Here is a 13914-nt window from a genome sequence, read left to right as displayed (position 1 = left end):
TGGTGAACTGGCTGTGATATAGTGCTCTTCCAGATAAAGCTTTATATCTTAAAAGAATATCATTACAATTGCTGTAAAAATATCTTCATAAAAAAAGTTCAGTAGATTATTCTACTGAACTTTTTTTATGAAGGGAATAATTGCTATTAATCCTCTAGTTCCATTATTTCTTCTGCTAAGTCTTCCCAATTTTTTTGTAATTGTTCTAACTCAGCTTTGGATGAATTATAATTGCGCGTATATTCCTGCAGTTTAACAGCATTTGAATAGATTACTTCCGTCGCTAAATCCGTTTCCAGTGCTTTCACAATAATTTCTTTTTCAGCAACTTTTAGTTCTAGCGCTGCTAGTTCTTTATTTTTTTTGCTAATCAATTTGAATTTATCATCAGATGGAGCAGTTTTTGCTTTTTTAGGTTCTTCCGCTACCGCTTTTTTCTCTACCACTTTTTCCTCTGGTTTGATTATGCGTTTTGAATTCCAATCTTCAAATTCTTGGTAAGTACCTGGATACTCTTTGATTTTTTTATCTTCGATATACCAAATTTTGTTTGCCACGTGATCTAAGAAGTAACGATCGTGGGATACCACAATCAACGTACCTTCAAATTGTTGCAATGCTTGAATCAAAATATTCACCGATTGCATATCCAAGTGGTTGGTAGGCTCATCGAGTGCCAAAAAGTTAGCATCAGCTGTCAATGCTTTTGCTAGGGCAACGCGTGATTTCTCTCCTCCTGAAAGGACTTTAATCTTTTTAAAGGCATCGTCACCTGAAAATAAGAAACAACCTAATATGGAGCGTATTTCTGTTTCCGAATGTTTAGGAGCAAAAGCTTGCATCTCTGCAATAATACTATTTTCTAGATGTAATGCTTCTAACTGATGCTGTGCAAAGAACGTTTGCGATACATTATGGCCATGTTCAGATTTCCCTTCGAATTCTAGATCTGCGCCAGCGACTATACGTAATAAGGTAGATTTACCCTTCCCGTTTGCACCGATTAAAGCAATTTTATCGCCTTTTTCGATGATACCTTCTGTGTCTTCTAGTATTTCGAGGTTTGGATAAGACTTAGAAACCTTTTCTAAGGTTACGACGTGTCTTCCTGATGGTTTCGAAAATTTAAAGCTGAAGTTTACAGTTGGGTTGTCATCATCTACATCTTCTACTTTTTCCATCTTATCCAAAGCTTTGATACGTGACTGCGCCATTTTCGCTTTTGAAGCTTTGGCTCTGAAACGTTCGATCAAACGTTCCTCTTGTTTAATCTTGGCTTGTTGGTTTTTAAATTGACCAGCTTGAATCTCACTTCGCGATGCTTTTTCTTCTAAATAGTAACTGTAGTTACCGGCATAGAGTGTAAGCTTGCCTTTTCTTGACTCTACCGTCTTCTTAATAATACGGTCTAAGAAATATCTATCGTGAGAAACGATAACAATGGCGCCTTCAAATCCTTGCAGATAATTTTCTAACCATTTAATGGATGGTAGATCCATGTGGTTGGTTGGCTCATCCAGTAATAAGATGTCTGGTGTTTGCAATAAGATACGGGCTAGCATGACACGCATGCGCCATCCTCCAGAGAAGGTTGCTAAAGGACGCTTCTGTTCATCTTCTGAAAAACCTAGACCTGCTAAAATTTCATGCGCACGAAATTCGATACTGTAGCCATCTAAGGCCTCAAATTCCATTTGCTTGTCACTTAATTTATTTAGAATATCATCAGAATAATCTGTTTCTAATTTTTGGAGTAAGGTTTCTATTTCTGAATGCAGCTGATTTTGGCGTTCAAAAGCCTCCATTGCTACATGTAAAATACTTTTATCAGAATGATAAGATAATAAATCTTGGTTAAGGTAACCAAGCTTCAAGTCCTTAGCCATCGATATACTGCCAGAAGTAGGTGAATATTGCCCTACAATTAATCGCAATAAAGTAGATTTACCAGTACCGTTAGCACCAATTAGACCGACTTTATCGCCAGGTTTAATATGCCAGTTAGCCTCATCATACAATGCGCGTGAGCCTATTTCAAATGTTAAGTTATTTATTGATATCATTTCGATTGCAAAAGTAATGAAATTTCTTCTTCTTTAGCTACCTTTGTAACATGTACAAGTTGGTAAAACCTATTTTCTTTTCAATGGATCCTGAATCTGCGCACCATACGGTGACAGGAGGGTTAAAAGTATTCTCAAAAATCTGGGGTTCTCAAAAATTATTAAGTAGCCTGTATACTTATGAAAACTCGAACTTAGCGCGTGAAGTGTTTGGTCTAAAGTTTAAAAATCCAGTAGGATTAGCAGCCGGATTTGATAAGAATGCTGAATATATTACCGATATGGCTAATTTTGGTTTTGGTTTTATCGAAATTGGTACTGTAACACCAAGGCCTCAACCCGGTAATGATAAACCGCGTATGTTTCGTTTAGTGCCCGACAAGGCATTGATCAATCGCATGGGTTTTAACAATCAAGGTGCTGATGTGGCCGCTAATCGTCTCAAACATTTATCTGCCGATGATCGCAAAGGTCTATTGATTGGGGGAAATATTGGTAAAAATAAAATAACTCCAAATGAGCAAGCGGTAGATGATTATATATACTGTTTTAATGCATTATTTGATTATGTTGATTATTTCGTTGTTAATGTAAGTTCCCCTAATACGCCAGGGTTACGTGACCTGCAGGAAAAAGAACCTTTGAAACATATTTTGAATACACTTCAAGAATTGAATGAACGTAAAACCAGTAAGAAGCCAATATTATTGAAAATTGCACCCGATTTGACCGATAGTCAATTGGATGATATTGTCGAGATTGTGCAGGAAACTGGCATTGCGGGTGCTATAGCGACAAATACGACTATTTCTAGAGAAGGATTACGCAGTGATGCAAATCTGGTAAAAGAAATGGGTGGTGTGAGCGGTGCTCCGTTGACGAAACGTTCGACAGAAGTCATTCGCTATTTAGCTGTAAAATCAAATCGTTCTTTTCCAATAATTGGCGTCGGTGGCATTCATTCTGCTGCAGATGCTATAGAAAAGTTGGATGCGGGTGCAAGTCTTATCCAAATTTATACAGGATTTATTTACGAAGGTCCTGCTTTAGTTTCGGAAATCTGTAAAGGAATTGCCCAAGCGGGTAAGTAGAAGCTAGATTTTATATATAAAAAAGCGCGTTCTTACCATATAGTAAGAACGCGCTTTTTTATTTTGGATAAGATTATACCAATGGAGCAGGAGCTTCTTCTTCAAATAATGGTAAATCTTTAATGATGTTGTACCAAGTGAAAATCTTTTTTATGTCTGATGAATACACACGTGATTCATCATGACCTGGTGCAATTTCACGGAAAGTGTCGCGTAATGCTTGACCATCTGCTTTTGCATCTACTGTCAATCCTTTTTCTTTGATTGTTTCAAAAACATTCAATAAACGAATTTCTTCTTCCTCTCCGTAGATTGTAATGTCTTCTAAAGTTGCCATTTTGGTAGTAGATAAGCTAACTACTGATTTTATTTTAGCGCTATCTAAAGACTCTAAAATAAACCCTCCTTTATTTTGTCCAATTAATTTGAACAAACCTGGTTTTCCTGTTACAGAAACTAATGCTCTTAAATTCATAATACACTTTTACTTATCGAGAACTAATCTTCGATAACTTCAATACTTAAAATACGATCACCTTGACGGATCTCATCTACTAGATCAACATTTTCGATAACTTTACCAAAACAAGTGTGGTTTCTGTCTAAATGTGCTGTATTGGTACGGCTGTGGCAAACGAAGAATTGAGATCCACCTGTGTTACGACCAGCATGAGCCATCGATAATACACCTCTGTCGTGGTATTGGTTTTCTCCAGTCAATTCACAATCAATTTTGTAACCTGGGCCACCTGTTCCTGGCATACCAGAAGCACCCTCACGTGAATTTGGGCATCCACCTTGAATAACGAAGTCTGGAAGCACACGGTGGAATGTTAATCCGTCGTAATATCCTTCTTTCGCTAATTTGATGAAATTTGCAACTGTATTTGGAGCATCTGCTGTATAGAATTGTACAGTCATGTCGCCTTTTTCTGTTTTGATAATCGCTTTACTCATTTTATTAAAATAAATATGTTCAATTACAAATATAAGATTTCAAAACGATTTGAAAAAAAGAATACTTGATCGAATTAAGTAAGAAGCATTAATATTTATTTAAATAATTGATTCTAATAATATTATCTTTTATATTTAGACTTATATTAGTCCATAATATAGACCTTAAATTCAATTTATTTTAATGATATGAGCAAACTGGTTATTCGGGAGTGGGCAGAGTCTGATCGCCCACGAGAAAAATTACTGGAACAAGGACGTCGGGTTTTGTCAGATGCAGAGCTTTTGGCAATTTTAATTGGTTCTGGATCTCGGGATGAAACTGCTGTGGAATTATGCAGACGAATCTTATCCAGTGCGCAACATAATCTGGATAATCTTTCCAAAATGGAAGTTATCGATTTATGTAATTTTAAAGGAATAGGAGAGGCAAAAGCTATTAGTATTATTGCGGCCCTTGAATTGGGACGTAGAAGAAAGGAATCTATTCAAATTGAAAGACCTGTACTCAATAGCAGCAAGCGCGTATATGAATATTTTAAATATCAATTACAAGATCTTCCTCATGAAGAATTTTGGGTATTATATCTTAATACAGCATGTAAAATTTTAGATAAACAGTTGATCGGTAGAGGGGGAAATGATTTTACACCAGTTGATGTCCGGATTATCTTAAGAAATGCTTTGAATTGTAAGGCAAATTCGATGATTTTGATTCATAATCATCCTTCAGGAACCTTACATGCTAGTCAAGCAGACAAGGTAATAACTAAAAAAATCATCGACGCTGCTAAACTCATGGATATTAAGGTCAATGATCATGTGATTTTTACCGACAATGCGTACTACAGTTTTCGAGATGATGGATTATTAGATTAATAACCGAAAAACTGAGCACAAGCAGGTTGAAAAATATTGGGTTTTCCCCGTGAGAATGGGGAAATTAAATCTCCCCACTTTCGTTTAATCGTTAAATTTTCTCTTTTGTCTCCTATACAGGATATAGACAATTGCCAGCAAAGCGACAACTGCAAGAATGATATAACTTGAATTAGAATTTTGTTGTGTATTAATGGTATCTGCAAAAACCAAGTTGCCTACCATAATTAGTAGAATTGTTAACCACTTAGCCATAATTTATAATATTTTATATATTTAGTAACTCCACAATGTAGTGAATATAATATTATAAAGCAAATTTTCGGCCATCTTTTTATTTAGACCAGACATTTGCACTTTTTTAACAAAAAAACGTTGGATCTGACACAGATCCAACGTTTTTCACCTGCGAAAAGCAAGCTAGGGTTGGTTGATATTCGGTTTCTTAATGTATTATTTAGTCAATCTCTGCAATGAAGTTTCCTGTTTGATTAATTTCAGATTTAAATGCTGTAATTTTCTGTAAATTGACTGTTCCGATTACATATTTAAAATTTGGAGCGTAATATCTTTCGATGATGTTAGAAAAGCCTAATTTTTCGATTAAGCTATCGTCCTCATATCTTAAATACACTTTGATTTCATGGTCGGTACTATATGACAGTGCATTTGTGTTTAAGTGTTTTTTGTATTCATATCTATAATCATAGCGCAACGCTGTGATATCAGATAATACCGCAGAACCTGTTGGATGACCTCCAGCTCCTTTACCATAAAAAAACTGCTCATCCGCGAAAGCAGCCTTTACAAGTACGCCGTTGTTTTCGTTTTCAACATTGAACAAAATGTTATCAGCGCTGATGAACTTAGGGATGACATAAAGGACAACTTTATTTTGATCGATTTCTCGAGCTGTAGGGATAAGTTTTATTTTAAAATTTTTCTCTTTAGCAAAGCGTATGTCTTGAACACCCAATTTATCAATCCCTATGTTAAATACGTCATCTGGGTTGACATTTATACCGTATGCGTGAGCGGCAACAATTGTCAACTTGTACTTAGGGTCAAATCCACCGACGTCCAAGGTAGGATCTGTTTCTGCAAAACCTAAATCTTGAGCTTCTTTTAAAGCATCTGCGTATGGTTGGTTTTCATTAAATACCTTTGAGAGTATAAAGTTGGAAGAACCGTTAAAGATACCCGTTACAGCGTGCAATAGCTCGTTGTCGTAATACTCTTCCAAATTACGTATAATAGGAATACTACCACAAACTGCACCTTCGTAGAGTAGGCTTGTGCCATATTCTTGTTGGATGGAAGCTAGTTCCTCTAAATGCGTAGCAATCATTTTTTTATTTGCAGATACTACATTTTTTCCAGATTTAAGCGCACGAACAGTTAATGCATAGGCAGCATCTGCATCGTCGATCAATTCTACAACGGTATTGATTTCAGGATCTGAGAGAATAGCCTCAGCATCTGTTGTGAATAATTCAGCAGGTAGTGATCTTTGTTTGTCAGCATTTTTGATGACAAATTTTTTAATTTCTAAATTTAAGTTTTTAGTCTTGATAATGTCGTACAATCCTTGCCCTACAACTCCGAATCCAAACATTCCAATCGTTAATTTCTTACTCATAGTTATTTTTTGCGCTTTATATAATGTTGCTATCTGAATTATTTTATTTTATCGAATGCTTGTTGTAAATCTGCTTTGATATCATCAATATGCTCGATACCGACAGATAAACGAAGTAAGCCTACAAATACTCCTGCTGCATTTTTTGCTTCATCACTAAGCTGTTGATGAGTTGTAGCCGCAGGGTGAATGATTAATGTTTTTGTATCTCCAACATTTGCCACGTGACTGATTAATTCTAGACTGTCAATAAATTCATCAGCTTTTGTTACGTCGCCTTTAATTTGGAAAGAAAGAACAGCACCGTAGCCATTTTTTAGATATTTTTGAGCGTTAGCATAACTTGGTGAACTCTTTAATCCTGGATAGTTTACATTTTCTACCTGTGGATGTGATTCTAACCATTTTGCTACTTCTAACGTATTGTCTACATGACGCTGAACGCGTAGGGATAATGTTTCTAAACCTTGAATCAGTTGGAATGAGTTGAAAGGCGATATTGCAGGACCAAAATCACGTAGCCCTTCTACACGCGCACGGATAGCAAATTGGATATTGCCAAATGGGCCATTAATACCAAATACGTCTGCAAATACCAATCCATGATATCCTTCTGATGGTTCTGAGAATTGTTTAAATTTACCATTTCCCCAGTTGTAATTTCCACCATCAACGATAACACCGCCGATGCTAGTTCCATGACCACCAATCCATTTTGTTGCTGATTGAACAACTACAGAGGCACCGTGCTCTAAGGGTTTGAATAAATAGCCGGCTGCACCGAATGTATTGTCAACAATAAGTGGAATATCATGTTTTTTAGCAACAGCAGCTATTTTGTCAAAATCAGGGATATCGTAACTTGGGTTTCCGATAGTTTCCAAGTAAAGTGCTTTTGTGTTTTCATCGATTAATGATTCAAAGTCTTCAGCTGTAGTTTCTTTTGTAAAACGTACATCAATACCTAGTCTTTTGAACGCTACTTTAAATTGATTATAAGTACCACCGTAGACATTACTGCTTGAAACAAAGTTATCTCCAGCTTCTAAAATGTTGTTTAATGCAATAAATTGCGCTGCTTGGCCAGAAGCAACAGCTAGTGCAGCTACACCACCTTCTAAAGCAGCTACTCGTTTTTCAAAAACATCTGTTGTAGGGTTTTGAAGACGTGTGTAGATGTTTCCAAATTGTTTTAATGCAAATAAATTAGCGCCATGTTCTGCGTTTTCAAATACATAAGAACTTGTTTGATATATAGGCACTGCACGTGAACCAGTTGTTGGGTCAGCAACTTGACCTGCATGCACTTGCAGTGTTTCGAATTTCAAATTTTTATTTGTAGACATTATAGTTATAATTAATTAGTTAAAGATTCATTAGTAAAAAGGGGATAGGGCTTCGCACATGAATATGTACTCGCAATCAATAAATTAAAAACAGATTGATTAACAAGAAAACGTAAACATGTGCCAACACATTCGCGTCGAAGTCGATGCAAAAGTTGTGCTTGTTACGTTGGTTTTAGAATTTACCTTCTTGTTTTGTTGTAATGTGATTATCATTGTCGTTTCATTTATATCCTCCAAAGCAGTATTACTTTGGACAGGAATTGGCACCTTTTCAAACGTATTTTGAAGGTTGCCAGTGGGTCATTGAGCCAGTCTCTCGCCACTTCTTTATAAATCAAGACCTGATTGAAAGGTTTTGATTAGATGTATTTCTATTTGAAGTACATTGCAAATATATGCCTTGATTTTTATAAAGCAAAATATTTTTTGCTATTTATTTAAATAATTAAATAAAACAAGGATTTAGAGGAGTGTAGATGGATTACGTGTTTGAGGTAACCAGAATAAAAAGATAGGAGCATTGCCTCCTATCTTTTTTATATAATGATCCTTCGACACTTTACACACAATGTTTACCAGATGGTGTAAAGTGCCTATTTTATAATGCGCTTAATCTTATTCGATTTTTTAATGAGTTTATGTAGTTCGCTATAATTCTCGTCTTGAATGGCATCTTTCAAGGCTTGAAGCTGTTTGATGTTTTCTTCCAATACTTCTAATACGTTTACTCTATTTTGTTTGAAAATAGGAGTCCACATATCAGGTGAACTTTTCGCTAAACGTACTGTTGATTCAAATCCGGAACCTGCTAACTCAAAAATTCTACCTTGCGATTTCTCTTTTTCCAGAACTGTTAGGGCTAAAGCAAAAGAGGTCAAGTGTGAAATATGAGAGACATAGGCTGTGTGAGTGTCATGCTCTTCGGCTGTCATAAAAGAAGAACGCATTTCCAGCAATTCAGTAATAGAATCTGTTAGTTCGAAGGCATCTTCATCAGATTTAAATGCCTCTACGTAGACCATCATTTTATCTTTAAACAGATTTGGGAGCGCGGCTTCAGGTCCAGAATACTCTGTACCTGCCATAGGATGCGCAGCGACATAGCGTCCACGTTTAGGGTGGTCAGAAATCAATTGTAAGATATTTAGTTTGGTAGAGCCCATGTCAACGATAACCTGATCTGTTACTTGATCGAGTAACTTTGGTGCTAAAGCGATGATTGCATCTACAGGAGCGGTTAAAATGATAACCTTACATTTTTCCAAAGCTTCTTCCAGTGTCGCTTTGTGGTCAATGAAGCCAATTTGCATTGCTTTGTTAAGGTTTGCATCACTTTTGTCTACACCAAAAACTTGATCGCAGAATCTTTTTTCTTTTAGTTTCATGGCGACTGAGCCGCCAATTAAACCGACGCCAATAATGGCTATATTTATCATGTTATTCTAATCTTAATTCGTTTCCTTTGCTACCTTAATCCGTGTAATTGCCTCTTTTAAAACTTCAACTGAGGCGCATAAACTAATTCTAATATAGGTGTTTCCTGCGCTGCCGAATATTCCTCCAGGTGTGATGAATACACGTGCGAGATCCAAAACTTCATCACTTAAAGTGTATCCTGACGCGTAATTTTCAGGAACTTTAGCCCAGACAAATAGACCCACCTGATTCTTTTTATAAACACAGCCCAGTAAATCCATGATAGCAAATACCAGAAATCTTCTTTCGTTATAAATGGTGTTCAACTCTTGATACCATGCTTTATCCAGCTGCAATGCTTTTGCTGCAGCAAGCTGAGCTGGCAAGAACATACCCGAATCCATATTACTTTTGAATCGCAATACTTCATTGATGCGTTCTTCTGCGCCAACCAACATACCGATACGCCATCCGGCCATATTAGAAGATTTGCTGAGCGAATTTAATTCCAAAGCGACTTCTTTTGCCCCATCTATGGACATAATACTTTTAGGAGCGTCGGTCAATATAAAACTATATGGGTTATCATGACAGATCAAAATATGATGTGTTTTTGCAAAGGCAATCAATTCATGATAGAATGCTTCACTGGCACTTGCACCGGTTGGCATATGAGGATAATTGATCCACATTAATTTTACTTTCGACAGATCGTTTTCAGCAAGCTTTTTTAGGTTCGGTAACCAATCTGTTTCCTCTGCTAAATCATAGGTGATTGCTGTTGCCCCGCTTAGACGAACTGCTGCAGCATAGGCAGGGTAGCCAGGGTTAGGTATTAAAACCTGATCTCCTTCTTGTAAATAGGTCATGCAAATATGGACGATACCTTCTTTAGATCCTATCAAGGGTAAGATTTCTGTATTTGCATTGAATGTAGCATGATAATATCGTTGATACCAATCTGCAATAGCTTGTCTCAAAACCGGAGATCCTTTATAGTTTTGATAACCATGTACATTGGTCTTAGCCGCTTCCGTGCTCAATGTCTGAATCACTTCAGGATGAGGAGGTAGGTCAGGACTTCCAATGCCTAAATTAATCACGCGAGCCCCTGCTTTATTAAGCTCGTCAATCTCTCTTAATTTTTTGGAGAAATAATATTCTTCGGTTTGTTGCAACCTTTTGGCAACTTCTATCTGCATTATATTCTGGTATTTTACAATTTACAAAGACTAAATTAGGGTTTTTCTATTAAAATAATAGTAATTTGTCGCTTTAATTGCTAATTGTTGAAGAAAATTAATTCTATCATCCAGATGCAAGATTTTTTCTATAGGTAAGTATTCCTCACGTATTGCGGGTAATTTTACTATTTTTGCTACCTTAATATTATAAATGAAAACTTACTTTAGGTTATTATCTTTTGCCAAGCCCATTGAGAAATATGCAGTCCCGTACATTATCTGTACGTTAATCACGGTTGTATTTAGTACTTTAAACTTGGCCTTATTAGCTCCGTTATTACAGACTTTGTTTAATACTGATCAGGTTTCTGCACAGGCAGTATTAGAAAAACCAGAAGGATACTTTGATATTCTTGGCCATTTTAATTACTACGCTAGTTTAGCAAACCAACAATTTGGTGCTTACGGTGCTCTGAAATACGTCTGTATAGTCATCGTTATTTCTGTATTTATTAGTAACTTATTTCGCTATTTAGCACAGCGTATAATGGAGAATTTACGTATACACACGTTGTTGAATTTGCGTAAGACAGTTTTTGACAATGTCATGGACCTGCATTTGGGGTTTTTTAATGGTCAACGTAAGGGTGATATTATTTCAAAAGTTTCATCGGATGTTCAGGTTGTACAATATTCTGTTACAGGTACCTTACAGGTTGCATTTAAAGAGCCTCTTCAGCTAGTTGCTTATTTAGTGATGCTCTTTATCATATCGGCAAAATTAACATTTTTTGCCATGCTCGTGATTCCTATATCGGCGTTTTTCATATCTAAAATTGTGAAAACTTTAAAGGCACAAGCAATCGCAGGTCAAACATCTTATGCCAATATGATTTCTTATCTGGATGAGGCTTTATCGGGAGTTCGTATTATCAAGGCATTTAATGGTACGAATTTCGTTAAAAAAAGATTCAATGATGAAAATGATCATTATGCAGGTATTATGCGTGCAATGGCGAGACGTCAACAATTGGGATCACCTGTTTCTGAATTGTTGGGTGTAATCATGGTTGCCATTATCTTGTTATATGGAGGTAATTTGGTTTTGTCAGGTAGTGACGAGTTTGGAGCTTCTGAATTCATTGCCTATATCGCTATATTTTCACAGGTTATGCGTCCAGCAAAGGCATTGACGGATGCCTTTAGTAATATCCATAATGGCATTGCGGCAGGTGAACGTGTTTTGGAATTGATCGACACAAAAAGTGAGGTGACGGATAAACCCAATGCGAAAGTAGTGTCTGATTTCAATCAATCTATTGAATTACAGCAGGTTGATTTTGCTTATGGAGAGAAAGCTATTTTGAAAGGAATCAATTTAACCATCGAAAAGGGGAAAACAATTGCGTTGGTAGGACCATCTGGTGGAGGAAAATCTACGTTAGTTGATTTAATCCCACGTTTTATGGATGTCACTGCAGGTAAAATTCTATTTGATGGCATAGATTTAAGAGATTTGGATCAGGAATCCTTGCGAAGAATGATTGGAATGGTGAATCAAGAGTCTATTTTATTTAACGATAGCATCTTTAATAATATCACATTTTCGAATACAAATGCAACTCAAGAAGAGGTGGAGGCTGCAGCAAAAATTGCAAATGCGCATGAATTTATCTTAAAAACTGAAGCAGGCTATCAAACAAATATTGGTGATCGTGGAGCAAAACTTTCAGGTGGCCAACGTCAAAGAATCTGTATTGCTAGAGCTGTTTTGAAAAATCCACCAATCATGTTGTTGGATGAGGCAACGTCGGCATTGGATACCGAATCAGAAAAACTAGTCCAAGATTCGTTATATAAACTCATGGACAATCGGACAACTATTGTCATTGCACACAGATTGAGTACCATTCAGAATGCAGATAAAATAGTTGTTATCGATGGAGGACAAATTGTAGAGTTTGGAAGTCACAGCGAATTGATTCAAAAAGAAGGCTTATATAGAAAATTGATAGATATGCAACAATTCACAGACTAATTGTTGCTGACCTCATATTGATGTACCAAAAACAAGGCTAAATTCTACGGATTTAGCCTTGTTTTTGGTACATTTGCTATAGACTAGGAGACATGCTAATGGATGCTAAAGAAAAATTAAACTTCTTAATCTCTAATCCACTTTTGGATAGTGAGTTAAGAGGTATAGCAAATAAAGTGATGCAAGAAGAACGTATCACATTTGATGAAGGTGTATACCTTTACGAAAAAGCCGAATTGGGTTATTTGGGTGTTTTGGCGAATTATATTCGCGAGAAAAGACATGGTGATGTTACCTATTTCAACCGCAATTTTCATATTGAACCTACAAACGTATGTGTATACGACTGTAAGTTTTGTTCATATTCGCGTATGATTAAGGAACGAGCAGAAGGCTGGGAGATGGATGTGGAAGGAATGATGGATATCGTAAAGAAGTATGATGACGAAGCTGTCACTGAAGTACATATTACAGGTGGCGTTGTACCAAAACAAAATCTAGAGTTCTATGCAGAGTTCTTTAAAAAGTGCAAAGAGCATCGTCCTTCATTACATATAAAAGGGCTAACACCTGTAGAGTATTATTACATTTTCAAGAAGGCGAAGCTGAGCCATTATGAAGGTATGAAATATTTACAGTCCTGTGGCTTGGATTCAATGCCTGGTGGAGGCGCTGAAATATTCCATCCAGAAATCAGAGAAAAGATAGCGCACGATAAATGTACCGCTGAGCAATGGTTAGATATCCATGAGCAGGCTCATTCATTAGGAATGCATACCAACGCAACTATGCTATATGGGCATATTGAAGCTTATTGGCATCGTGTGGATCATATGGAGCGTCTTCGTCAACTACAAGATAAGACTGGAGGATTCCAAACCTTTATTCCATTAAAATTTAGAAATAAAGAAAATCAAATGTCCCATGTTCCTGAGGTTTCTGTTATTGAGGATCTAAGGAACTATGCAATAGCCCGTATATATATGGATAATTTTTCTCATATAAAGGCATACTGGGCAATGATTTCTCGTGATACGGCGCAGATGTCGTTGGCATTTGGGGTTGATGATATTGATGGCACTTTAGATGATACAACAAAGATCTATAGTATGGCAGGTGCTGAGGAACAAAATCCAGGTATGTCAACGCAACAATTGGTCGAGCTGATCCGGAATGTAGGTCGTCACCCAATTGAACGGGATACATTATACCATGTCGTCACGGATTATAAAGACGTGGTTTTTGAAGAAAACAGCAAGAAGAAGAATTATTATGCACTTCCTGTTGTAAATAATTAA

The 13914-nt window shown here is 36.5% G+C and carries 11 protein-coding genes and 1 riboswitch; of the genes, 4 read left to right on the top strand and 7 right to left on the bottom strand.

The window, feature by feature from the left end:
• Positions 1–146: 146 nt before the first annotated feature.
• The gene (locus tag KO02_RS12385) at positions 147–2063 is read right to left on the bottom strand and encodes an ABC-F family ATP-binding cassette domain-containing protein (RefSeq protein ID WP_038698736.1); all 1917 of its coding nucleotides are present in this window, start codon (positions 2061–2063) and stop codon (positions 147–149) included.
• 50 nt (positions 2064–2113) lie between these two features.
• Here KO02_RS12385 and KO02_RS12380 point away from each other — a divergent pair, with 50 nt between their 5' ends.
• Positions 2114–3154 (top strand): quinone-dependent dihydroorotate dehydrogenase, encoded by a 1041-nt coding sequence (locus KO02_RS12380; RefSeq protein ID WP_038698734.1) that lies wholly within the window; start codon positions 2114–2116, stop codon positions 3152–3154.
• 73 nt (positions 3155–3227) lie between these two features.
• Here the strand turns inward: KO02_RS12380 and KO02_RS12375 are convergent, their stop codons facing one another.
• On the bottom strand, positions 3228–3629 hold the full coding sequence (locus KO02_RS12375; RefSeq protein WP_038698732.1) for a DUF5606 domain-containing protein: 402 nt from the start codon (positions 3627–3629) through the stop codon (positions 3228–3230).
• Between the two features lie 23 nt (positions 3630–3652).
• Complete coding sequence (locus KO02_RS12370; protein ID WP_038698730.1) at positions 3653–4111, bottom strand: peptidylprolyl isomerase; 459 nt, start codon at positions 4109–4111, stop codon at positions 3653–3655.
• 189 nt (positions 4112–4300) lie between these two features.
• Between KO02_RS12370 and radC the strand changes: the two genes are divergently transcribed.
• Complete coding sequence (radC, locus tag KO02_RS12365) at positions 4301–4990, top strand: RadC family protein (protein WP_038698728.1); 690 nt, start codon at positions 4301–4303, stop codon at positions 4988–4990.
• Positions 4991–5447: 457 nt separating this feature from the next.
• Here the strand turns inward: radC and KO02_RS12360 are convergent, their stop codons facing one another.
• From KO02_RS12360 to KO02_RS12345, 4 genes are all read right to left on the bottom strand, one after another.
• Positions 5448–6629 (bottom strand): homoserine dehydrogenase, encoded by a 1182-nt coding sequence (locus KO02_RS12360; protein ID WP_038698726.1) that lies wholly within the window; start codon positions 6627–6629, stop codon positions 5448–5450.
• A gap of 38 nt (positions 6630–6667) precedes the next feature.
• Positions 6668–7975: an O-acetylhomoserine aminocarboxypropyltransferase/cysteine synthase family protein gene (locus KO02_RS12355; RefSeq protein WP_038698724.1), complete on the bottom strand. Its 1308-nt coding sequence runs from the start codon at positions 7973–7975 to the stop codon at positions 6668–6670.
• 224 nt (positions 7976–8199) lie between these two features.
• A riboswitch (SAM riboswitch) is annotated at positions 8200–8314 on the bottom strand.
• 257 nt (positions 8315–8571) lie between these two features.
• Positions 8572–9414 carry a prephenate dehydrogenase gene (locus KO02_RS12350; protein WP_235212249.1) on the bottom strand — a complete coding sequence of 281 codons (843 nt, stop codon included), beginning with the start codon at positions 9412–9414 and terminating at the stop codon, positions 8572–8574.
• Between the two features lie 12 nt (positions 9415–9426).
• Positions 9427–10596, bottom strand: a complete 1170-nt coding sequence (locus tag KO02_RS12345) for a pyridoxal phosphate-dependent aminotransferase (RefSeq protein ID WP_038698722.1) — start codon at positions 10594–10596, stop codon at positions 9427–9429.
• A 193-nt stretch (positions 10597–10789) separates the two neighbouring features.
• Between KO02_RS12345 and KO02_RS12340 the strand changes: the two genes are divergently transcribed.
• Both KO02_RS12340 and mqnE read left to right on the top strand, forming a co-directional pair.
• Positions 10790–12616, top strand: coding sequence for an ABC transporter ATP-binding protein (locus KO02_RS12340; RefSeq protein WP_038698720.1), 1827 nt, complete (start codon positions 10790–10792; stop codon positions 12614–12616).
• Positions 12617–12714: 98 nt separating this feature from the next.
• Positions 12715–13914 (top strand): aminofutalosine synthase MqnE, encoded by a 1200-nt coding sequence (gene mqnE / locus KO02_RS12335; protein ID WP_038698718.1) that lies wholly within the window; start codon positions 12715–12717, stop codon positions 13912–13914.

This window comes from Sphingobacterium sp. ML3W, assembly GCF_000747525.1.
GTDB lineage: Bacteria > Bacteroidota > Bacteroidia > Sphingobacteriales > Sphingobacteriaceae > Sphingobacterium.
Note: the sequence above shows the minus strand (reverse complement) of the source record. Positions and strands in the feature narration are given on the sequence as shown.

Coding starts and splice junctions, on each gene's coding strand:
- KO02_RS12370 (WP_038698730.1), bottom strand. CDS start 4,111: ATGAGTAAAGCGATTATCAAAACAGAAAAAGGCGACATGACTGTACAA.
- KO02_RS12350 (WP_235212249.1), bottom strand. CDS start 9,414: ATGATAAATATAGCCATTATTGGCGTCGGTTTAATTGGCGGCTCAGTC.
- KO02_RS12380 (WP_038698734.1), top strand. CDS start 2,114: ATGTACAAGTTGGTAAAACCTATTTTCTTTTCAATGGATCCTGAATCT.
- KO02_RS12375 (WP_038698732.1), bottom strand. CDS start 3,629: ATGAATTTAAGAGCATTAGTTTCTGTAACAGGAAAACCAGGTTTGTTC.
- KO02_RS12360 (WP_038698726.1), bottom strand. CDS start 6,629: ATGAGTAAGAAATTAACGATTGGAATGTTTGGATTCGGAGTTGTAGGG.
- mqnE (WP_038698718.1), top strand. CDS start 12,715: ATGGATGCTAAAGAAAAATTAAACTTCTTAATCTCTAATCCACTTTTG.
- radC (WP_038698728.1), top strand. CDS start 4,301: ATGAGCAAACTGGTTATTCGGGAGTGGGCAGAGTCTGATCGCCCACGA.
- KO02_RS12355 (WP_038698724.1), bottom strand. CDS start 7,975: ATGTCTACAAATAAAAATTTGAAATTCGAAACACTGCAAGTGCATGCA.
- KO02_RS12385 (WP_038698736.1), bottom strand. CDS start 2,063: ATGATATCAATAAATAACTTAACATTTGAAATAGGCTCACGCGCATTG.
- KO02_RS12340 (WP_038698720.1), top strand. CDS start 10,790: ATGAAAACTTACTTTAGGTTATTATCTTTTGCCAAGCCCATTGAGAAA.
- KO02_RS12345 (WP_038698722.1), bottom strand. CDS start 10,596: ATGCAGATAGAAGTTGCCAAAAGGTTGCAACAAACCGAAGAATATTAT.